We start from the raw sequence: 21677 nt of genomic DNA, 5'->3' as shown, positions 1-21677 counted from the left end.
GCCCGAGTGAACTTTTTAACTGCAAATGTTAGAGAATTATTGGTTGTTTCACATTATTTCTATAGTTTAGACCTTGTATGTTAACAACTTACGAATAAAAAATACTATTAGATACTGAGAAGCATTGATTATTCAGTGAGAATTTTGGCCTAGCCAATGGTATCTAGACATTGGAAGTTTAGCGACTGACGGATAAAATATAAGACAGGATAAGTCGTTCTTAACCCTCTAAACAATTAATTATCAATCTTAAGACGGAACATATGCTCATCATACAATTCCATGTACAACTTCCCCATCAATCACCAAATAAGAATCAGCTTGGAATTTGTTTCTGAGCAGGAGTGGAGCGGTTGAAGTTGGTCCTTAGCCATGAAAAGCAAGCAATGTGAATTAGGGCTAGTAGGCTATAGCCGTACTAGCCCTTTGAAGCTTGCTAGGCGAGAGACCAAGGCTCGAGCCGGTGCCATGGCTCTTCAAGGACCAAATTCAAAAGCGCAACGCATGCTCACTAGCAGCATTTCAAAAAAAGCAGCTGACTTTCCCAGAAACAGGATCGTCAGCTGCTTTGTCATTAAATATCATCATACTTGCCGTCCAGCCAGAGGACCATCTCCCCCTGGGCCAGGGACTTCTTCACATCGATAATGCGCTGGTTGGAGCTGCCGCGAAAGCGCAAGTTCAAGTCGAGCTTGTCGAGTTCGAAGCGGCCATCAACAAGCACATCGATATGGTTGAGGAGCCAGAGCTTATCGTCCGTCTCCTGGAGCAATTCCTCCCAATAGTAACCGCTCCAAGACCAGATATCCTTGCTATCCCCGAAGCGCTCGCGCACCTTGGCGACCAGGCGGTTGAGAACCTGGGTATTGAGGAAGGGCTCGCCCCCTAGCAAGGTCAGGCCTTGGATATAGGGTTGGGACAAGTCGTTGAGGATCCGCTCTTCCAGCTCATCGGTATAGTCTACCCCATAGTTGAAATTTTGCACAATCTTATTGTAACAGCCCTTGCAGGCGAAGGGGCAGCCACTCACATAGATGGAACAGCGGACGCCATCCCCATCCACGAAGTTAAAAGGCTTGTAGTCGGCAATCTTACCCTTGCTGAATTTCTCTGCTGTCCACTCTTTGGGCTTGGGGTTGCGCATTAGCCATCAGCCTTTCTTTGGGCATCCTGGTTCAAGAGGTCGATGGTGTCTGCTTTAGAATCCTTGACCAAGGCATTGTCTGCTGACATATGCTTAACCCGGGCGCTAATTTCCTTGTGGCGGCCTTTTGCCATGGGCCGGATATTGGGGTTGCCCAGATAGCCGCAGGTCCGCTTCACCACGTCACAGCTGTCAGGGTCGTTGTTGCCGCACTGTGGGCATTCGAAGCCACGCTCGGTCGGCTTAAAGTCCCCGCTGAAGTCGCAGGCATAGCAGTGGTCGATCGGCGTATTGGTTCCCAAGTAGCCCACCCGGTCATAGGCGAAGTCCCAAACAGCTTCTAGGGCCTTAGGATTTTGCCGCATGTTGGGGTATTCGCAGTAGTGAATGAAGCCGCCACTGCAATATTTAGGATAGTCTTTTTCGAATTCGAGCTTCTCAAATGGTGTCGGGTTCTTACGGACATCGTAGTGGAAGCTGTTGGTGTAATAGTCCTTGTCCGTAATGTCCGTAACCTGGCCAAATTTTTCTTGGTCCAGCCGGCAGAAGCGGTCCGTCAGACTCTCACTTGGGGTGGAATAGATACTGAAGTGATAGCCGTAGTCATCCCCCCATTGGTTCGCTACTTCCTTCATGTGCTTGACGATATCCAGGGTGAAGGCCTTGGCTTCCGCATTGTGCTCCCAGTCTGGCCCGTAGAAGTAAGTGGCTGCTTCATAAAGGCCGATATAGCCCATAGATACCGTAGCTCGACGGTTCTTGAAGAGCTCATCGACATCATCTTCTTCATTGAGCCGCTTTCCGAAAGCCCCGTATTGGTAGAGGATTGGTGCATTCTCAGGCTTGGCTTCCTTGGTCCGCTCCACTCGGTAGAGAAGAGCCTTTCTCAAGACTTCTAAGCGTTCATCAAAGACTTGCCAGAACTGGTCCTTGCTGTGGTCAGATTCTAGGGCAATTCGCGGAATGTTCAGGGTCACAACGCCCAGGTTCATCCGGCCGCTGTTGACCTCGCGTCCCTGTTCATCCTTCCAACCTTGGAGGAAGGACCGGCAACCCATCGGCGCCTTGAAGGACCCTGTTAATTCGACAATCTTGTCGTACATGAGGACATCCGGGTACATCCGTTTGGTAGCACATTCGATGGCCTTTTGCTTGATGTCATAGTTGGGATCGCCCTGGTCCAGGTTAGTTCCGCGACGGATGGTGAAAACGAGTTTAGGGAAAATAGCGGTCCGTTTTTCCCGGCCCAGCCCTTGGATACGAACATTCAGGATGGCCAGCTGAATCTCGCGGGCAAACCAGTCCGTCCCCAAACCGAAGCCAAGGGTGGTAAAAGGCGTCTGGCCATTGGAAGAATACAAGGTGTTGATCTCATACTCCAGACTCTGCATGGCATCGTAGATATCCTTCTTGGTCCGGGCGTAGGCAAATTCGCGCTGACGGTTCTCACCCTCGATCCACTCTTTAGCCGTCTTCAGATGCTTATCAAAGTTCAACTTAGCATAAGGGGCCAGGACCTCATCGATCCGGTCTGCTGAACAGCCGCCGTACTGGGAAGACGCCACATTGGCAATAATTTGGGCGATCTGGGCGCAGGCCGTGTTGATCGACTTGGGTGACTCGACCTCGGCATTCCCGATGTGGAAGCCATTGGACAACATCTCTTGGAAGTCGATCAAGCAGCAGTTAGTCATGGGTGAATAAGGCGAGTAATCCAGGTCATGGAAGTGGATATCCCCCTTCAAGTGGGCATTGGCCACTTCCTTAGGCATCATAGAAAGCCCAATCGCCTTAGCCGAAACCCCCGCCGTCAAGTCGCGGGTCGTATTGAAGACCCGGGAGTCCTTGTTGGCATTCTCATTGAGGACTAACTTGTCCCCTGCCGCAAATTCTTGCAGCTTGGTCGACACATCATACTGCTTGTCATTGAACTGCATCTTATTGTGGCGGAAGACCTGGTAGCGCTGGCTGGCTTCTGTATAGCCGAAGTCTTCTAAAGTCGAGACCACCGCTTGGGCAATCCCCGCAGACTGGAGGGACTCCGCATCCCCCTGGAAAATCTCTGCCAAGGTCGCTTGGAAAAGCTTATCCAGCACTTCCTCATCCTTCACATCCAGGGCTTTGGCGAGCGAATGCTTAACCGCAGAAGGCTGGAAATGAGCCTTGTGCCCATCCCGTTTTTCAACCATCAAATCCTCCAAATTAATATTTTGGATCTTTATTTCTGGCGTTGTTTGCTCATTAAACATCCCAATCCCTCTTTCTAACTTGTGTATCCTTTATCGATTAGACACAAGATATAGGGGGTTCGACTGACTTAACTCCCCTATATCTTGAGCTCACTAACTATCATAACCGACTACATATAGTTTTTCAACATTAATCTCGTACAATATCTTGTGTTTTACAGATTGTTCTCCTAACAAAGACCGCCAAAGCCCCACAGTCTGGGAAGACCGGAAAACAATTCTTTGAAAAAACTCGCTTCGCTTGGTCAGAAAATACAGAAATGGCTTTTTGAGGGTAGAGAGAGTTCAGATGGATCTTATTTTGCTCGATTGGAGGTTGCGGTTTGTATTCGAGAACACTGAGTGCAAATTATAGTTAACTTAGATTCAACCCACAGTCGAGGGCCACAATTGTGGGTTGGTTGAATATAAGCCACACTCGAAGGTCACAATTGTGGATTGCTTGGATTCAACACACACTCGGGAATCATGATTGTGGCTTGATCGGGCCCAACACACACTTGAGAATCACAATTGTGGATTGATTAAATGCAAGCCACACTCGAAGGCCACAATTGCGGATTGCTTGGATCCAACACACACGGCCCACTCTTTTGTGGCCTAGTCTCCAAAGTTTTTTGACTCAAATATATTATTTATAAAAAATAAAAATCAGTTAGTGAATATCACTATTAACCGCCTATATATCTAATAGGAGGGATGAAAATGACTAGAAAAGAATCATTAACACTACAATATTTTCGTACTTTGAAAAAATATCAACATCTAACATCAGAAGAACAGAAAATACTAGATTATTTCGAACGTGGGTTTGAGGGGGAACTAGCTTTCGATCAAATGTTAGACCAACTAGAAATCCAGCCTCTCGCGCATTATCGCAATTGGCAGTACCAAGAAGAGTATATAGAGATTGATTCACTCCTCGTCTTTCCTTCAACCCTTTGCCTAATAGAAGTTAAAAATTATCGCGCTCAAGTTAGGTGTCGAGACCGCCGTTGGACCTTCAACAACTATCCGGGAGAGCGGGATATCTGCCAACAATTACTTAAATCACAACTTTTTTTGGAAAATTTATTAGCAGAACATCATCTCCCATTGAAGCTAGAAGCTAAAATATATTTTGCCAATCCCTATAACTATCCCGATTTGGATGATTCGGTAGCTAATAATGTTCTACTTCCCCACCAGGCCCAATCATTTTTTAAACGTCTAAGCCAAGAAAAGCTCCAGCCGGAAATCAAATCTCTTTGCTATTTGCTTGATAACATACAAAATTCTCCTGCTTTAAATCAATTAGAAAGTCTACAAAAATTTTATCCAGGTTTTCATTGCAAAGTTTGTCATAAAAAGCTCAATGTTTTTCGCTATTACCTGTCCTGCTCTTGCGGTCAAACGATTTCTAAGGATGAAGCGATCTTAGAACTCATTCATGACTATGCTCTTTTTTTCCCTAATCAGACACTTAATGGAACTGCTATTCAAGATTTTGCTTGTGGAAAAGTAAGTTATTACAAAATTCAGAAAATTCTTCAAGAGCATTTTATCTATCTAAAAGGAAAAAATCCAAGACAGTTTAAAAATCCCTATGCGGACAATACATCGAAGCCTAGTCGCCTTGCTATATACTAAATTTAGTTTAGCTCGATATAGTAGGATAGATCTAATGACTTCATTTATGAATAATGCAAACTTCAACCCACATTCGGATCTTCTGATTGTGGGTTAAATCGCTCTAACCCACAATCAAGGCTCTGCTTTGTGGATTGAATATAAGCTACCCACAATTAAGTATCGTATTTGTGGATTAAACATTCTCTACCCACACTCGAGGGCTTCAATTGTGGCTTAGATAGGCCTAATCCACAAACAGATACTCCATTTGTGGATTATCCCATCAAATCCTAACAAAAATCCCGAGCATAAGACTCGGAATTCTTCACTCCAAGCTTCCAGACGAAAGTTAACACCCCAATTCAGCTAGCTACACCACCCCACCAAAAAATCCCCCGAGCTCAGAGCTCGGGGGGACCAATCGACAGATATTCTAATTAGCGCAGGGTAACAAATTCTTCAGCGCTGGTTGGGTGGATGGCAACGACGCTGTCCAGGTCGGCTTTAGTGGCGCCCATTTGGATGGCGACGCCGAAGCCTTGGAGGATTTCATCCATGCCTTCGCCGGTGCCGTGGAGGCCGACAACTTTTTCTTCAGGGCCGGCACATACGACCTTGTAGTGGCAGGCTTCACGCTCGCCGGCAGCTGAAGTGTACATGGAGTAGAAGTTGCTGGTGTAGACCTTGATGGCGTCTTCACCGTATTTTTGGATAGCGTCAGCTTCGCTCAGGCCGATTGACCCTAGAGCAGGGTGGCTGAAGACTACGGTTGGAACATTGTCATAATTAATAGTGCCAGATGCTGCTCCGTTATAGAGGTATTCAGCGACTTGGCGACCGGCACGGATTGCCACGGGAGTGAGGTTGACCTTGTTGATATTGTCGCCCACCGCATAGATGTTGGCAACAGAAGTCTGGTGGTTGTCATCCACCAAAATCGCTCCGGTCTTCTCGTCGGTCTCAACACCAATCGCTTCTAAGTTCAAGTCATCCGTATTGACCGCCCGTCCGATGGCCATCAGCACCTTGTCTGCACTGGCGACTTTCTCCCCATCGGCATAGCAGGCGATCTGGCCTTCTTCTTCCGCAAATTTCTCCAAAGCTTGCCCACCATGGAAGGCGATACCTTGGTCTTCAAAGGATTCCAAGACGGTATCCACTAACATTTGGTCGAAGCCTGCCAGGGGTTGGTCTTGGAATTCGAAAACATCGACCTTGACGCCGAGTCCGTTCAAAACGCCCGCAATTTCGACGCCGATATAGCCAGCGCCGACAATTACCACCGATTCAGGCAGGCTCTCCCAGGCGAAGAAATCGTCTGAAGTCGACAGGAGCTCGCGCCCTTCCACATTAGGGACTTTAGGCCGACCACCAGTAGCGATCACAATCTTGTCCGCACTATAGGTCTGGCCGTCAACTTCCAGGGTCTGGGCATCGACGAAACGACCATAACCTTCAATCACCGTGATTTGATTTTTCTCAAATTGCCGGGTATAGGACTGGCGGGAGCGATTGATATAAGCATCCCGCGACTTCTTAAAGGTCTGATAGTCAAAGTCGACGCCTTCCACGCTAAAGCCGTAGCCGGGACCGTAAGTTTCAATGGCATCTCGGACACGGGAGGCATACCAAGAAATCTTCTTCGGCACACAACCAATATTGACACAGGTTCCCCCGAGATGTTTGGCTTCAATCAGGCCCACCTTGGCGCCATGCTCCGCTGCCCGGTTAGCTGTCGCAATACCGCCGCTGCCGCCACCGAGAACTAATAAATCAAAATCTGCCACAAGAACCACTCCTTCTTCATTAAACACTAAGTTACTAAAGCTATCATAACAAATTCTGAGCCCAGCCGCCCCCTATCTGCTCAGAAAATCACCCTGCTTTCAAACGAATATCTGCTCATCCTAATAATTAAAAACTATAATAAATAGAAAAATAATAAAAAAAGAGCGGACCTGCCGCTCTTCAATCCTTAATCTATCTAAACTTGTTCGAGTGCTTGGTCGAGATCCGCAATCAGGTCATCGACATCTTCAATCCCAATTGAAAGACGGATCAGGTCTTGACCGACCCCAGCTTCTTCCAATTCTGCATCGGATAATTGGGCATGGGTGGTTGAGGCTGGGTGGACCACTAAGGACCGGACGTCAGCCACATTGGCCAGGTTGGAGAAGATTTCCAGGGCATCCACGAAGCGGATACCAGCTTCCTTGCCACCTTTGACCCCAAAGGAGAAGATGGAGCCTACCCCGTTCGGGAAGTCGCGCTCAGCGAGTTCATGGTAAGGCGAGCTTTCCAAACCAGGATAAGCAACCCAGTCAACTTTCGGATGGTCTTCCAAGTGTTTGGCAATCTTTTCCGCATTGGCCACATGGCGTTCCACACGCAGGGACAGGGTTTCGACCCCATTAATAATCAGGAAGGCATCTTGGGCGCTCAGACAGGCCCCGGTGTCGCGGAGCACTTGGGCGCGGATCTTGGTCGTGAAGGCCGCTGGTGCCAGGTCGCCAAAGACCAAGCCATTATAGTGCGTATCAGGTTCGGAGAAGCCAGGGAAGCGGTCATTATTCTTCCAATCGAATTGGCCGTTTTCCACCACGATTCCAGCTAGGGTTGTCCCGTGACCACCCAAGAATTTAGTTGCTGAGTGGACAACAACATCTGCCCCATGGTCTAAAGGCCGGTAGAGGTATGGCGTCGCGAAGGTATTATCCACAATCACTGGCAGGCCATGTTTATGGGCAAATTCACTAACCTTGTCGATATCAATCAAGTTGGTCTTTGGATTACCGATCGTTTCTAAGTAAATCGCCCGAGTCTTATCATCAATCAATTTTTCAACAGCGTCGAAATCTTCAATATCATTGACGAAGCGGGTCTCAATCCCTAGGTCAGGCAGGGTCACGCTGAATAAGTTGAAGGTCCCCCCATATAGACTGGTGGCAGAGATAATATTGTCCCCAGTCTTCGCGATATTGAGGATGGCATAAGTGATCGCCGCAGATCCAGAAGCTACCGCAATTCCGGCCGTCCCATTCTCAAGGGCAGCTACACGGGCCTCCAGGACGCCGACAGTTGGGTTGGTAATACGGGAATAGATGCCTCCCGCATCCGTTAGGGCAAAACGGTTCGCCGCCTGTTCCGCATCTTCGAAGACATAGGAAGTGGTTTGGTAGATCGGTACCGCCCGTGCCCCCGTCTCATCGAGATTATGGCCTGCATGGACTTGTTTGGTGTTAAAACCAGTATATTTTTCACTTGGATTTGCCTTAGTCATCTGAATCGCTCCTTTAACTTATTAAAAATAAGCACTGTTTCTATGTGAATATACTAGCACAACTTGGCCACAAATACTATAGGACCGCTGATACCCCTTCTTGATGAGTAGTGTTCGTTAAATACGATCACGTTCTTTCCATGCGGCTACCTGGCCGAGGACAGGCAAATTTTTCTGGTAAAGAGCCACGAAACGACCGATCAAGAAGGCGGAAAGCAAGGTCCCCCAGCCGACTGCCTCCAAGCCCCCGAGCAAGAGGAAGGAGAAGGCCACGGCCAAGCCAGTAATCGTCCCATCGAAAGTAATCTTCACCCGACCAAACGGCCAAGCAAAGCAGGTCGAAATAGCCTGGACAATCCCCTCAGCAGAGACATAGAGCCAGTCCGCCGCTACTTCCAAAGCAATGCCGAAAGCTAAGACGGCACAGCCGATGACGAGGCAGAGGACTTGGGACCAGAGATGAGCCGGTTGGAGCCAGTCCAAAGCCGCCGCCGACCAATCCGTCACCAGACTGAGAATGAGGTTTACCCCCAATTGCAGCCACTGCCAGGCCTGGAAATCCCGCCGGTAAAGAACCATTTGCCCGATAATATAGACCGAGTTGAAGATAAAGAGCAAGGTCCCCAAGCTCAGCGGCGTAGCTAAACTCAGCACCAGGGGCAGGCTGGAAACAGCCGTTGTCCCCAAATTGGCCTTGGTGATCAGCACAATTCCCAAAGCATTAATCGCAATCCCCAGGGTCAAAACCAAAGCCCGTTTCCAAGTAGTTGTCGTCATATAGCTCCTCCTCAAAAGACCTTATCCTTATCTTAATCTTAGCGAAATTTGCAGGGAAAGCAAAGGGATATCAGGAATGGATTGCTAATTTAGGATGAACGCGGGTCTGACAACTAGTCTGGCAAGGCGTCAGCTCCTCCAATTGAGAGTTGGCCTGGTCCAACCCACAAACCAAGCTCCCATATGAAAGTTGACACGACCCAACCCACAAACTTGACCCTCATTTGAAAGTTGCCACTTTTCCAGTCTCCACTATCAGAATAAAGACTATACTAAAACCCCACCAGCCCTTATTTCCGGCTAGCGGGGTCAAAAAATAGTCTATTCGTCATCTTCCTCGTCGTCTTCACGGTCCATCAGGTTGTCGATGGCAATAGTGATGGCAACGAGGACTTGTTCGTAATTTCGGTCCTTAACTTGGATTTCGAAACTATCCCCAATGCTGAGCAGTTTCTTGCGGATGGTCCCAATCTCTTCCCCGCTTTCACTCACCGTGAACTTGTGGTCGATCAGGTTGCCGCGGACCTTCAACTCGAAGTCATCGGAACTTACCTTAACCTTGCGACGCATGAGGGAGAGCTGGCTTCTCACCTTGAGCGACTGGCCATCCGCAAATGCCACACTGTAAGTTGGGAAGAGGCGGATTAGCTTGCGCTTGACAGTGAAAACCTCCTCCCCATTCGGATCAGTCACATGGATCTTATCGCCAATCAGCTTGAAGTCCTGGTCGACTTGGTAGCAGACCTTTCCTTGGTCATCTTTGATGGGATAATTATCTGTTATTTTAAAGATACGTTGCTTAATATAGAGGGTATGCATGGTTATTTCTCCTTCTTCTTATAACTATGGTTGACCGCTTCATAGAGGCCTAGGAGGATCTGAGGCAGGGCAGAAGCTTCGGCATAGATCAGGTAGCGGTTCTCCCAGTGGGGGCGGAACTTATCCTTATAGGCGCGCAAGCCCTTGAAGCCATAGACCCGGTTACCGTACTCATAGACTAGTCGGATAACCCGGTCGCGCGAACGGGAATAAGTCTGGTCGCCCACATTCGCCAGCGGGGCCATCCCCAAGTCGAAGCTCTGATACCCTTCCGCCTTGGCCCAGGATAGAATCTGTAGCAAGAGCATCTGCATGACGTTATCTACAGTATCCCCCCTGAAGCGCATTAAATCAATTGATACGCTCTCAGAACTGATAGGCATGAGATTAGCAAAGGCTTCGATCCGCTCATCCGAACGCAAAACGAAGATGGGACTCGTCTGCAGGTAGTCTTCCTGGAAGGCCCCCAAGGAATAGGCCATCTCACTCCGACCTTCCAACCAAGCATCCGAAAATCCCTTTAATTCAGCCAAGGTCGCCGGTGCATGGGGTGGACTTAAGACCTCAAAACGTAGCCCTGCCTTCTCCATGGCATTGCGGATCTGCCGGCGGTTGCGGTTCTTTTTGCCCTCAAAAGTGAAATCTTCCAGGGGAATAATGGCTGCTTCGCCGATCTTAACCGTCAGATAACCCATATTACAAAAATTATCCAGGTAACGCGGACTGACCTCATAATAAGCGAGCCGCATCCCTGAATCATGGGCATAAGAGGCAAAAGCTTGGAGTAAGCCATCAAAGGCCTCTGCTTGGCCAACCGGGTCGCCGAGCACCAACATGTTCCGCCCTACCGATCGATAGAGTAAAGCGGCCTCTCGGTCTGGTCCAAAGAAAATCTGCTTATCATAGAGACGGACCAGGTGGCTGTATTCCGTCCCCCCGTACTGGTCGACCAGGGCCAGGTAGGCATCCACCTCCTCTGGCTGCGGTCTTTGGAAGCGGAGTTTTTTGGACTGGCTAAAGAGAAGGAGCAGAGCCAGCCCCACAACGATAAGAACACTCAACATGAGGTGGACCAGGTTGATGGTAATCACCAATTCTCCTTTGAGGCGGAGGATATGCCAGGCCACGGCCACGCTGGTTACCCCCAGAACAAGGAGGGTCAAGAGACTAGCCACAACGATATTGCGCCGGGTCAGGGGCACGCTAGCCCGGATAAATTGCCGGCGGTTGGCATAGAGTAGGATCCAGATGGCCATCACGACCAGGGCCTCGCGGTAAGAGAAGCCACGAACCAGGCAGAGGACAGCGCCCAAGGGCAAGAGCCCCATCGCCGCCTGGTAGACCCGGCGGACCCGGGCATTGATACCGAGCGAGAGCAGGAGGGTCACAATCCCCACGATTAAGGTAATAAAGGCCGAGACTTGTTCAAAGAGCCGAGGCACCAGGTGGTTGAGGAAGCGAACACGATCAAAGAGTTCCGGTGCCAAAGCCGTCGACACGAGGAGGGCGCCAGCGATAAACATAACGAGCGCTAGACCTTTGACTAAGACATCCGACCAGAATGTCAGGTGGAAGTCCTCCGTCTTCTCCCTGTACCAGCGGCCCAAAACATAAGTCGAAGCCAGGGCCCAGGGAATAATATAGTAGCAGACCCTGAGAACGACCAGAGCAGCTAAGACATTGGCCGTTTCATAGCCCGCCTTCTGCATGAGCAGGAGGACCGTCACATCAAAGGCCCCCACCCCACCTGGAACGAAACTGAAGAGGCCCACCACAATACTGAAGACATAAATCAACAAACCATCCGTCCAGGCAAAATTAGGGTTAAAGATCGCCATCACAAAGAGGAAGTAAGACAGAGCAGCCGACCAATCCAAGATGGAGACGCCCACATAGCCCCATTTTTTGCGCCAAGAAATCTGTTGGAGCTGGAAACGGTCAAAGAGCCCCTGAACCCAAGGCAGGCGGTCAGCCAGAAGAAAGGCCGGCAGGTAGAGGGTGAAGATCAGGGCTAGGACCAAGGGCCAGCCCAAATTCCTCCCCCAAGCTAGGGGTAAGGCAAGAAAAATCAAAAAGACCAAACCTAGAAAACTCGCCGCCCAATTCATCACAGACAATTGGAGGGCCGATTCCGCTGGCAGTCCTGCCTTCTTATAGAAATTCGCCCGCAAGGTCCCCCCTGTCAGCCCGCCAAAATCAATGAATTCATTAAAAGCCTGACTGATCCAACCAATCTTTAGGATATCTAGGGTCGGAGCCGTCAAGGGATAGTCCCGGGTGGCATTCAAATCATAAAGTCCATTGACAGAAAAGCCCAAGAGCCCCGTCACAAGAAGACCCAACTGAACCCACAAGGTCTTCTCCCCCAAGGACTGGCGGAAAAGTTGCCAGTCAATCCCCTGGAGCTCGTGGCGGATGAAATAGCCCAAAAGGACAAAAATCAAGCCATAAAAAAAGATCTGAAGCACGCGCTTGTGCCCTCTAATAAAATCCATCATACTCATTCCTTATCTTTACATGCAAAAGCCACGCCCAAGCGAATGACATCTCGCGTTTAGTTTACCTATATTCTATTTGTAAAATAAATAAAATACTAGAAAAACTTAGCTATCTTAGACTTTCTTTAACAAAATAAGGCTGAAATGAATGGAGGTTCCTAGCTTAAAGGGATAAAGATATGAATCAACCCACACTCGATAGGCTTGGTTGGTGGTGAGCTCGGTCCTACTCGCAAATTTAGGGGGCATTTGAAAGTTGGCCGGGCCCGACTCGCAAACGAGAGGTCTGTTTCTGAGGCAAGCTGTTCACTAGCTCCATAAGATCATTTCCCCCACATTAAATTAAAATTCCGTAAGAATACGGTTGACATCTTCTTACTTTTGTCCTATGATAGGATTATCACTTGAGAAAGGAGCATGACTCATGCTAAGAATGAAATCAACTGTCTGCCTGGGCACATGCTCAGCTCAATCGAATACTTTCTTCTTTAGCTTCTTTAGATAGTGTTTGTAGCTATGCAAGTCATGGGTACAAACACGGACCAAGCGTTTGTATCTATGAGGCTAGAGATTTTTACCATGCTTAGGCCCCATAGAATAGATTGGATATTCTAAGAGGCCGAGCCTATATTTTTGCTTTACCGCCGCCTTAGAGTATCTTAGGCGGTTTTTTCTATTGTAAGGAAGAAAGTTTAGTCACTTGTCGACCACAGGATAAAATATAAGGAGGATCTCATCATGAAAATCAAACAATTAGCTAAAGTATTAGGTCTCGGTGCCCTGGCGCTCACTTTAGGCGCCTGCGGGCAAGCAGCTGGCGACACAAAAGCAGCAGAAGCCTCAGTAGGTGTCCTCCAATTCATGGAACACGAATCACTGGACCGGGCCCGGGAAGGCTTCACGGACGCCCTCAAAGAAGCAGGCTATGAAGAAGGCAAGAACTTGACCCTCAACTACCAGAATGCCCAAGGCGACCAGTCCAACCTGCAGAGTATCACCCAGCAATTAGCGGGCAAGAACGACCTCATCCTCTCCATCGCCACACCCGCTGCCCAAGCCATGCTGAATACCGACAAGAAGACCCCCCAACTCTTCACCGCAGTCACTGATCCCGTCAGCGCCAAACTCGTCGACACTGCCGAAAAACCTGGTGCGAATATGACCGGAACCAGCGACGGCGCGCCAACAGACAAGGTAGTGGACCTCCTGCTCAAGGCCGACCCTTCTATCAAAACCATCGGCATCCTCTACAACTCCAGCGAGGTCAACTCCGAGATGCAGTACAAGGAAGCCAAGGACTATATCGAATCCAAGGGGCTCAAGGTGGAAAGCATGACCGTCACCACGACCAACGAAATCCAACAAGCCACCAAGGCCCTGGCCAAGAAAGTGGACGGCATCTACCTGCCAACCGACAACACCGTCGCCAACACCATCCAAACCATCGGCCAAGTCCTCAAAGAAGAAAAAGTTCCTTCAGTTGCCGCCTTCGATGCCGGTGTAGAAGGCACCCTCTGCGCTTACGGCGTGGACTACTACGAACTCGGTAAACAAACGGGCGAGATGGCTCTCGACATCCTGAAGAACGGCAAGACCCCAGCTGAAATGCCCGTCCAAAAATCCGAAAAACTTGTGGTTAAGGTCAACGACGACATGGCCAAGGCACTCGGCATTGACCCAAAGTCTTTAACGGAAGAATAATCCTTAGCTACTACCGGGATCTGGACGACCTGACCCGGCCCCTGGAACATTTGACGTGTGAGCATTGATAAACAAAATAATAAAAAATTAACCTAAATAAAGAGGCTCTAATCGTGATTGGGCCTCTTTTATTAGGTATCCACCCCATAGAAAAAGCCGGCCGCTGATTTAGCGGGCCGGCTCCTTTAATATCCAAAATAAAAAACTTACAGCACAAGATGGAAAATGCTTAGGGCTGCTTCGTTCCCGATCTGACCCGGTTCACATCTCCATCCTCGCCATAAGGTCTTTCGACAATGATTATTGTAACATGGATTGGAGAAGAGGGCAAGGGGGGCTTGGGAAAGTATCTTTAGTCTACTAACGATTTCCATACAAGGCGGTTGAATACAAGTTGAGGCTCACTATTTGCGCTCAGATCTAACGAACGCAAATCCACACTCCCTATTTGCACCCAGACCCGCTGAACTCAAATCAACACTCACTATTTACGCTCAGACTTGCCGAACGCAAATTCAACACGATTGGCTCACAGGATCTCTAAAAGACTAGGCTTCCACACTTAGATAGTGGTAGATTTGGTCTTTTATCGTCAAATAGTTTTTATCCACATATTCCTTGGCCGTCTGCCCAGCTAAAATACACTTGGTATAATCGAGAGAAAACTCTACAAGCTGGCTGGAGTCTCCCACCGGTATGACTATCAAGCGTGTAGCCAGGGTTAAGGCTTCATCAATGTCATGGGTAATCATGAAGATAGAGGTCTCTTCTCGCTGCCAAGTTTTTCTGACAAAACGTTGCATATCTAGTCGGGTCAAAGCATCCAAGGCCGAAAAGGGTTCATCCATTAAGATGAGCTCAGGCTGGGGAGCCAGACTTCGAGCTAGCTGGACTCGCTGCTGCATACCGCCCGATAGCTTAAAAATATAAGAATCCTGGTAGTCCGATAACCCGATATTTTCCAGGAGATAGTCTACCCGTTCTTTGATTTGCTCAGGACGATCTTTTCTTGCCTCCAAGCCAAAAGCAATATTCTCTCCTACTGTCAGCCAGGGATAGAGCGTATGGCGCTGGAAGATCACGCCTCGCTCCCAGGAAGGCCCAGTAATCTCCTTTCCCTTGAAAGACAATTTGCCTGAGCTCACCTGCTCATAGCCGGCCAACAAGTTGAGCCAGGTACTCTTGCCTACACCTGAAGGCCCTAAGACACAGACAAATTCTCCTGGCTGCATTTGAAAATTGAGGCCTCGAAGTACTTCATCTGATTGGTCATCATAGCGATAGGAGACATTTTCCATTGTTAGTAAAGGATGCGGCATCACTGTCCCTCCCTCTCTAAATAGGCTTCAATGTAGGCTGGATTGACAAAGTTTTCAATGACCTCTTGACTCGGCACATCCGATAACTGTCGGTTGCTCGCTAAAAAGTCAGCTATCGATTGGATAACAGGGACAAATTGACCCTTTTCTTCAGATGAGCCCAGGTAGTCGGACTGGACTTGATCTTTTGCCCTTAGCCATTTAGAACCCTTCATTTGTTTGAGTACCTCATCTGCTGGCATACCGAGTTCCTCTCCCAAGATGTTAGCAGCTTCTTCGGGCTGACTGGCATAGAGCTGATGGGTCTCTTCTAAGGACTGGATAATGACCTGGGTCACTTCGGGATGTTCTGCTAGGTAATCTTTCCGTCCCAACATCACATTAGCTGTCACAATCCCTTCTTCCTGAAGGTCCTTAGAATCTAATAGAACATGGCCCGACTGGTTCACAAGTTGGGAAAGATTAGGTTCCCAAGTATAGGCTCCCATAATATCGCCACTGGCCCAGGAGGCTGCAATATCTGTTGATTTCATATCGAGAAGCTTCACTTGATCGCTAAGATTGGCTTCTTCAAGCACTTTCTCCAAACTATAATGTGAAGTTGAAGCAAAGGTGGTTGCAAGCGTTTGACCAGCTAAATCTGATAAGCTACTAATAGAATCTTTCACCACCAAACCTTCCGTCTCACCGAGGAGTTCATGGATCCAGATCAGTTCAGTCGGAATCTGATTGGCCAAGGCAACGACCGCGTTAGTAATCCCCATACTAGCATAGTCAATACTCCCTGAAGCTAAGGCCTTATTCGCCTCAACCCCTGAATCGAACTCGACAAATTTGGCCTTTACCCCAATTTCGGCTAGCTTATCCTCCAAGGTCCCCCGCGACATCGCCAGTAGTTCATCATTAGGCACTCGGAGGTAAGCAATCCGCACCTCATGGCTATGAGCGTCTGAATCCTTATCAAATAAGCCATAGTGCCGGCCGCTAACCAGCAAGCCGACGACGATGAAAATCGCAATCGCAACTTTTATCCATTGTCTCTTTCTTGCCACCCTTAAACCTGTCCTTTCCAAAATATAAGTTGCTTTTCAATATAATCCAATACGCGGTCAAAAATTAATCCGGTTAAGCCCATCAAAATAATCCCCACAAAAACGACATCCGTCTTCAAGTAACGGGAGGCATCAATGACCAACCAACCTAGGCCTGATTCGGCAGCTGTCATCTCCGCCGAAACCAGAGTCGTATAGGCAAAGCCAAAAGCGGTTCGCAGACCTACGATAAAACTGGCAAGCACACTGGGCCAGATGACCTTACGCATGATCATCAAAGGCGAAGCTCCTAGCGATTCAGCGCTTAGAATATAATCCGACCGCACTTGTTCAATCCCCGAAACCACCGCTAGATAGAGGGGAGCAAAAGCGGCAATAAATAAGAGGATAATTTTTGAGGCATCACTGATCCCAACTAGCATTATCAGCAAAGGATAATAGGCTAAGGGAGGAATGGGCCGAATAAAGTTCACCAGGGACTGGACAATATAACGTATCACTGGACTGAAACCACTCAAAATACCAAGAGGCAAAGCTAAAAACGTAGCCGATAACAAGGCCAAAAATAAGCGCACAAAGCTCGCCCTTAAGTGGGCAGATAAAGGGATTCCAGCATAGCCCTCATGACAAAGCATCAGAAAGGACTGCCAAATTTCTGTAATGGACGGTATATTCAGACCTTGGCCACCGCTATCAGTAAAAACAAGCTGCCAGCCGACTAAGATAAGCAGCCAGAAAACAAAAGCTAGGCACTTCAATTGACTAAACTTCTTCATTCCCATCTCCTAACTTACTCAGCATTTATTTATTCAAAATTATAGTCTGTGAGGATGCTCTCCCGGCCTGTCACCTGGTCGCGGTAATACTCATACTCTGAAATTCCTAGATAGGAACCATCGATATTATAAATATTGTGATAGCCCCGCTGCTCTAAAGCTCGCACCATGTTATAGGAGCGCTGGCTTGACCGGCAGTGAACATAAACAGCTTGGTCTTTAGGGATTTCATCCAAACGTTGTCTAAATTGACTGAGCGGGATATTCTTAGCTCCCTTAAGGTGACTCTGTTCATATTCATCCTCCTCACGTGCATCAATAATGAAAGCCCCCTCTTCGACTAATCCACGCACAGCAGTCACTGGCACCTTTTTGAATTCACCATTCAAGATATTCAAACCGACTAAAGCCGCATGATTAACGGGATCTTTAGCGGTCCCATAGTGAGGTGAATAGGTTAACTCAAGATTCTTTAAGTCTTCGAGGTCATAGCCCGCACGGATAGCTGTGGCAACTACATCGATACGTTTAACCGCGTCCCCTTCACTGATAGCCTGGGCACCTAAAATCCGTCCCGATGGCTTGGCGAATAAGAGTTTAAAGAAGAGATTCTTAGAACCTGGCATGAGGCCTACCCGGTCTTTAGGGATAATGTAGGCGAAGTCATAAGGGATCCCTTCAGCCTGCAAGAATTTTTCATTGTAGCCCGTACTAGCCACATTATAGTTCAAGAGCTTAATCGAGAGTGACCCTTGCACCCCCTTGTTCTGAACAGGCCGGCCATAAATATGATCAGCCGCTGCCCGGGCCTGCCACTGAGCAGGACCAGCTAGAGCTAGGCTTCTTGCCTTGCCTGTCAGGTAGTCATTAATTTCAATAGCATCTCCAACTGCATAAATATTAGGATCAGTGGTCTGATAGTGGTGGTTAGTCACAATGTGTCCGCGGTAAGAGGTCGCTAGTCCAGCTTGCTTAGCTAAGTCGCTGTTAGGAGTAATTCCTACCGCTAAAACCACAGCCTGGGCCTTAATGGCTTCGCCAGAATCAAGAATAACGGCATCCTCTTGAATAGCTTGGACACTTTGTCCCAGGTAAAGTTTCACCCCATGGTCATAAAGCGAACGATGGAGGATTTGAGCTAGGTCTTCATCAATAGGCGTTAAGACTTGGTCAGCATCTTCAATTAAAGAAAGCTGCAAATCCAGCTGGTGGAGATTGTCTAAAACTTCAAGGCCAATAAAACCTGCCCCCACCACAGCCACATCCTTCACGTCATGGTCCGTCAGATAGTCAGCCAGTTTGCGGACATCAGGAACCGTTTTAACGGTAAAGACATGGTCACTATCAACGCCTTGGATACTTTGGGGTCTAGCAGCATGTGCTCCAGGGGCCAGAATTAAGTAGTCGTAAGCTTCTTGGAAGTCTTCTCCGGTCTCATGGTTAACAACCTGGACGGTTTTCTCTTGGCGGTTAATCTCAATGACTTCATGGTTGACCTTGGCTTGGATGTTATACTGCTGGGCAAAATTCTCTGGAGTCATCAGTAACAAGTCATCACTCGATGCCACCTGGCCACTCAGATAGAAAGGCAGACCACAGTTGGAGTAAGACACATAGGGCCCCTTTTCAAATATGGTAATATCCGCAAATTCATCGAGACGACGGATGCGGGCAGCAGTTGACGCCCCACCGGCGCACCCTCCAACAACGACAATTTTATTATTTTTTGACATCTTTAGTCACACCTTTCATTGTTCACGTTCACAGTGAATAGGAATCGGAATAATATTAATCTTACCTTGGAAAATCTTGAGGCCGACCACACCACCGGCAACAGCAGCAATCAAGAAGAACCATCCCGAAATTGAGAAGCTAGCGATAGCTGAGTACAGGGCGCCGATGTTGCAGCCCAGGGCCAGACGAGAACCAAAGCCTAAGAGGATCCCGCCAATTGCATAATAAATACCATCTCTAAAGGAAAAACCGGACCGAATGCGGAAGCGGTTGGCTAGCAAGAAGGCCAAAAAACTTCCTGCAAAAAGGCCAATGTTACGGATGGTGGGGCCATCAAGCAAGAGTCCGCGCTCTACTTTTTCGAGGTAGCTGCCAAAATTAGCTTCTGAGAATTCAACACCTAGGTTCTGTAGGAAGGCCACGTCCCAAGTGACAAAGGGAGACGTTACCCCCCAAGGCGATTCCGTTGTCACTAGGACAAAGATAGCGGTCAAAGCAATGATGACCGTTCCCGTGAAGAAGGTCCAGCGTTCAATAAAGAGCTTGTGATAGGTCTCATAGGAGAAGAGAGACGAGGTCTTCGAAGGCTCAAGCGGCTTCTCAATCTCCTCCCAGTCGCCGTATGGATCTAAGGAGGTGTTGTCTTCCTTGCGCTTCTTCTCATAGTTCACCACCCACCACCAGAGGCCAGCTAGCAAGGCCAAAGTTAAGACCAAGGCGCCAAAGTAACCAAAGACCTGGGGCAGGTGTAATTGGAAGCCGACCTGTCCTAGGGCGGTCCGGTCAAATTCAGCCCGGGCCGCCTGTCCAGGAGCAGCAGATAGGACAAAGAAGATTAAAGAGATCAAGGCACGAGCCCGGCCCTCTCCTAAGTCAGACAGGGTACCGGAAGCACAGCAGCCAACCATAACCATGCCTACGCCAAAGAGGAAACCGCCGACTAGAGTTGCTAGATTGACGAACTCCACGTTCTGGGTCCCTGGAATAATAAAGTCACCTGCCCCTTCAACAAAGGCGGGCAAGGCACCTTCACTAGCTGCTTTCCATTGGATCCCTGCAAAGACAACTGAAGTAAAGGCAAATAATAGCAACAAGGCCTTAGATAGACTAGCTTCGCCCCGCATATAGAGCCGCTTCACCCCACCCGCAAAACCATAGCGGGACCGGGTCAAGGCATAGCCAAAGGACACCCCTGCCAGTAACTGCAAGGGAAGAATCGCCTTTAGTCCACTCAAGTAATAACCAAATACCAGTAATACAATAACTAGTGCCAGGCCAAGATAGGTCTGGGATCGCTTCACACTCTTTTGCATCTGATCACTCCAATCTTTTTATACCACTTATTTTTATATAGTGTTTTAGATAATATATATTTTTCAAAAATAATTGTCAAATTCGACCATTATCTGTTAGAAGCACAGTCGGGCAAGGAATAAACTAAGAAATCCCTCTATAGCAGCCTTATTTATCCCAAGCGATATAGACAAGCGATCAGTCGCGATGGGCTATTAATATAATATAAGCCTCATAAATCAAAAATTTGATCAGGCAAAAAAGACTAGCTGGCAGTGCTAGTCTTTCATTGTATATAGAATTAATCGATCAAGTAAATCCTAAACCCCCGGCACAAACAAATGCCCATTAGTCGCGGCCAGAATAGCCTTGGTCGAGTGGAGACGGTTTTCAGCTTGTTGGAAGTGCCAGCCGGCCTCGGATTGGAAGACCTCGTCCGTGACTTCAAAGGCAGCTTCACCGTATTTAGCGACCAGGGCGCGGCCTTTTTCACTCTCGCCGTTGTGGTAGGCAGGGAGGCAGTGCATGAAGATGGTGTCCTTGCCTGTTTCAGCCATGACTTGAGCGTTGACTTGGTAGGGTTGGAGTAAGTTGATGCGCTCTTCCAGCTGGTCTTCTTCCCCCATGGAGACCCAGACATCGGTATAGATGGCGTCCGCTCCTTTAACAGCAGTGTGGAGGTCTTCTGTCAGCTGGTAGGGCGTCCCGTAAGTCTCAGATAAGCGGTCCGCTAGCTCGCGGACTTGGGCATTAGGCTGGAGGGATTCGGGGGCGGCGATGGCCACTTCAACCCCTAGGATCAGGCCCGCCAAGAGCAGGGAATTGGCTACATTGTTGCGCCCGTCCCCCACATAGACCAGCTTGAGCCCGGCCAAGTCGCCGCAAGCCTCCTTGAGGGTCATGTAGTCGCCCACCATCTGCATGGGATGGGCCAAGTCCGTCAAAGCATTCCACACCGGCACCCCCGCTTCAGCAGCCAGGATATCCACATCTTCCTGAGCCGCCCCGCGAAAACCAATCCCGTCAAAAATCCGACCAAGAACCCGAGCCGTATCCGCAACTGATTCCTTAGTCCCCAACTGCATATCTGCCGTGGAAAAATACTCCAAATTCGCTCCCAAGTCGCTAGCTGCTACCGTAAAAGCCGCCCGCGTCCGCGTCGAAGCCTTGTTGAAAACCAGGGCCAAGTTCTGCCCCTCCAGATAAGGATGAGGAATCCCCCGCGCCTTGAGATCCTTAAGATGCAAAGCAAAATCCACCAAATTGCGCAATTCCGCTTGACTAAAATCACTCACCCGTAAAAAACTTCGTCCTTGTAACATACTTACCACTCCTTTATTTGGATTCTGTCCCCAGTCTGGCACGAAAAAAACAAATACGCAAACATGAAGGTGTGAGCAAAGGCGTTCAGAAAGGGATGACTG

15 protein-coding genes and 1 other RNA gene are annotated in these 21677 nt (G+C 48.6%); 2 read left to right on the top strand and 14 right to left on the bottom strand.

From position 1 onward, the window contains the following. Window positions 1–574: 574 nt before the first annotated feature. On the bottom strand, window positions 575–1144 hold the full coding sequence (gene nrdG / locus HMPREF2626_RS09785; RefSeq protein ID WP_070620782.1) for an anaerobic ribonucleoside-triphosphate reductase activating protein: 570 nt from the start codon (window positions 1142–1144) through the stop codon (window positions 575–577). After that, on the bottom strand, window positions 1144–3333 hold the full coding sequence (gene nrdD, locus HMPREF2626_RS09780; protein ID WP_371325974.1) for an anaerobic ribonucleoside-triphosphate reductase: 2190 nt from the start codon (window positions 3331–3333) through the stop codon (window positions 1144–1146). The genes nrdG and nrdD overlap by 1 nt, the downstream gene beginning before the upstream one ends. A 765-nt stretch (window positions 3334–4098) precedes the next feature. Between nrdD and HMPREF2626_RS09775 the strand changes: the two genes are divergently transcribed. Next, window positions 4099–5022 carry a nuclease-related domain-containing protein gene (locus tag HMPREF2626_RS09775; protein ID WP_070620775.1) on the top strand — a complete coding sequence of 308 codons (924 nt, stop codon included), beginning with the start codon at window positions 4099–4101 and terminating at the stop codon, window positions 5020–5022. A gap of 419 nt (window positions 5023–5441) precedes the next feature. Here HMPREF2626_RS09775 and gorA read toward each other — a convergent pair whose 3' ends face one another. The 5 genes from gorA to mprF form a co-directional block, all read right to left on the bottom strand. Beyond that, the gene (gorA, locus tag HMPREF2626_RS09770) at window positions 5442–6791 is read right to left on the bottom strand and encodes a glutathione-disulfide reductase (RefSeq protein WP_070620772.1); all 1350 of its coding nucleotides are present in this window, start codon (window positions 6789–6791) and stop codon (window positions 5442–5444) included. 197 nt (window positions 6792–6988) lie between these two features. Next, on the bottom strand, window positions 6989–8284 hold the full coding sequence (locus HMPREF2626_RS09765) for an O-acetylhomoserine aminocarboxypropyltransferase/cysteine synthase family protein (protein ID WP_070620768.1): 1296 nt from the start codon (window positions 8282–8284) through the stop codon (window positions 6989–6991). A 117-nt stretch (window positions 8285–8401) separates the two neighbouring features. Continuing rightward, window positions 8402–9061, bottom strand: a complete 660-nt coding sequence (locus tag HMPREF2626_RS09760) for a YczE/YyaS/YitT family protein (protein WP_070620765.1) — start codon at window positions 9059–9061, stop codon at window positions 8402–8404. A 321-nt stretch (window positions 9062–9382) separates the two neighbouring features. Then, window positions 9383–9880, bottom strand: coding sequence for an LURP-one-related/scramblase family protein (locus HMPREF2626_RS09755; RefSeq protein WP_070620762.1), 498 nt, complete (start codon window positions 9878–9880; stop codon window positions 9383–9385). A 2-nt stretch (window positions 9881–9882) separates the two neighbouring features. After that, on the bottom strand, window positions 9883–12375 hold the full coding sequence (gene mprF, locus HMPREF2626_RS09750; RefSeq protein WP_070620760.1) for a bifunctional lysylphosphatidylglycerol flippase/synthetase MprF: 2493 nt from the start codon (window positions 12373–12375) through the stop codon (window positions 9883–9885). 741 nt (window positions 12376–13116) lie between these two features. On the opposite strand from mprF, the gene HMPREF2626_RS09745 reads away from it, so the two are divergent. Then, window positions 13117–14079, top strand: a complete 963-nt coding sequence (locus HMPREF2626_RS09745) for an ABC transporter substrate-binding protein (protein WP_070620757.1) — start codon at window positions 13117–13119, stop codon at window positions 14077–14079. 195 nt (window positions 14080–14274) lie between these two features. Here HMPREF2626_RS09745 and ffs read toward each other — a convergent pair. From ffs to argF, 7 genes are all read right to left on the bottom strand, one after another. Further along, an RNA gene (gene ffs, locus HMPREF2626_RS09740) (signal recognition particle sRNA small type) lies at window positions 14275–14371 on the bottom strand. Window positions 14372–14627: 256 nt separating this feature from the next. Further along, window positions 14628–15398, bottom strand: coding sequence for an ABC transporter ATP-binding protein (locus HMPREF2626_RS09735; RefSeq protein WP_070620754.1), 771 nt, complete (start codon window positions 15396–15398; stop codon window positions 14628–14630). Beyond that, window positions 15398–16450: a taurine ABC transporter substrate-binding protein gene (locus tag HMPREF2626_RS09730; protein ID WP_070620751.1), complete on the bottom strand. Its 1053-nt coding sequence runs from the start codon at window positions 16448–16450 to the stop codon at window positions 15398–15400. Before HMPREF2626_RS09730 ends, HMPREF2626_RS09735 begins: the two co-directional genes overlap by 1 nt. 2 nt (window positions 16451–16452) lie before the next feature. Next, window positions 16453–17226, bottom strand: coding sequence for an ABC transporter permease (locus tag HMPREF2626_RS09725; RefSeq protein WP_070620748.1), 774 nt, complete (start codon window positions 17224–17226; stop codon window positions 16453–16455). A gap of 29 nt (window positions 17227–17255) precedes the next feature. Beyond that, complete coding sequence (locus HMPREF2626_RS09720) at window positions 17256–18959, bottom strand: FAD-dependent oxidoreductase (protein WP_070620745.1); 1704 nt, start codon at window positions 18957–18959, stop codon at window positions 17256–17258. A 15-nt stretch (window positions 18960–18974) separates the two neighbouring features. Further along, complete coding sequence (locus HMPREF2626_RS09715) at window positions 18975–20273, bottom strand: YeeE/YedE family protein (RefSeq protein ID WP_070620741.1); 1299 nt, start codon at window positions 20271–20273, stop codon at window positions 18975–18977. A 300-nt stretch (window positions 20274–20573) separates the two neighbouring features. After that, complete coding sequence (gene argF / locus HMPREF2626_RS09710) at window positions 20574–21584, bottom strand: ornithine carbamoyltransferase (protein ID WP_168162730.1); 1011 nt, start codon at window positions 21582–21584, stop codon at window positions 20574–20576. Between the last annotated feature and the right edge of the window lie 93 nt (window positions 21585–21677).

This window comes from Aerococcus sp. HMSC062A02 (assembly GCF_001809535.1).
GTDB lineage: Bacteria > Bacillota > Bacilli > Lactobacillales > Aerococcaceae > Aerococcus.
This window is presented reverse-complemented; position numbering and strand designations above follow the sequence as displayed.

Excerpts from the sequence above, each read along its gene's own strand:
- HMPREF2626_RS09765 (WP_070620768.1), bottom strand. The coding sequence starts at position 8,284 with ATGACTAAGGCAAATCCAAGTGAAAAATATACTGGTTTTAACACCAAA.
- nrdG (WP_070620782.1), bottom strand. The coding sequence starts at position 1,144 with ATGCGCAACCCCAAGCCCAAAGAGTGGACAGCAGAGAAATTCAGCAAG.
- HMPREF2626_RS09735 (WP_070620754.1), bottom strand. The coding sequence starts at position 15,398 with ATGCCGCATCCTTTACTAACAATGGAAAATGTCTCCTATCGCTATGAT.
- HMPREF2626_RS09720 (WP_070620745.1), bottom strand. The coding sequence starts at position 18,959 with ATGTCAAAAAATAATAAAATTGTCGTTGTTGGAGGGTGCGCCGGTGGG.
- HMPREF2626_RS09715 (WP_070620741.1), bottom strand. The coding sequence starts at position 20,273 with ATGCAAAAGAGTGTGAAGCGATCCCAGACCTATCTTGGCCTGGCACTA.
- HMPREF2626_RS09760 (WP_070620765.1), bottom strand. The coding sequence starts at position 9,061 with ATGACGACAACTACTTGGAAACGGGCTTTGGTTTTGACCCTGGGGATT.
- HMPREF2626_RS09755 (WP_070620762.1), bottom strand. The coding sequence starts at position 9,880 with ATGCATACCCTCTATATTAAGCAACGTATCTTTAAAATAACAGATAAT.
- mprF (WP_070620760.1), bottom strand. The coding sequence starts at position 12,375 with ATGGATTTTATTAGAGGGCACAAGCGCGTGCTTCAGATCTTTTTTTAT.
- HMPREF2626_RS09745 (WP_070620757.1), top strand. The coding sequence starts at position 13,117 with ATGAAAATCAAACAATTAGCTAAAGTATTAGGTCTCGGTGCCCTGGCG.
- HMPREF2626_RS09775 (WP_070620775.1), top strand. The coding sequence starts at position 4,099 with ATGACTAGAAAAGAATCATTAACACTACAATATTTTCGTACTTTGAAA.
- nrdD (WP_371325974.1), bottom strand. The coding sequence starts at position 3,333 with ATGGTTGAAAAACGGGATGGGCACAAGGCTCATTTCCAGCCTTCTGCG.
- HMPREF2626_RS09725 (WP_070620748.1), bottom strand. The coding sequence starts at position 17,226 with ATGAAGAAGTTTAGTCAATTGAAGTGCCTAGCTTTTGTTTTCTGGCTG.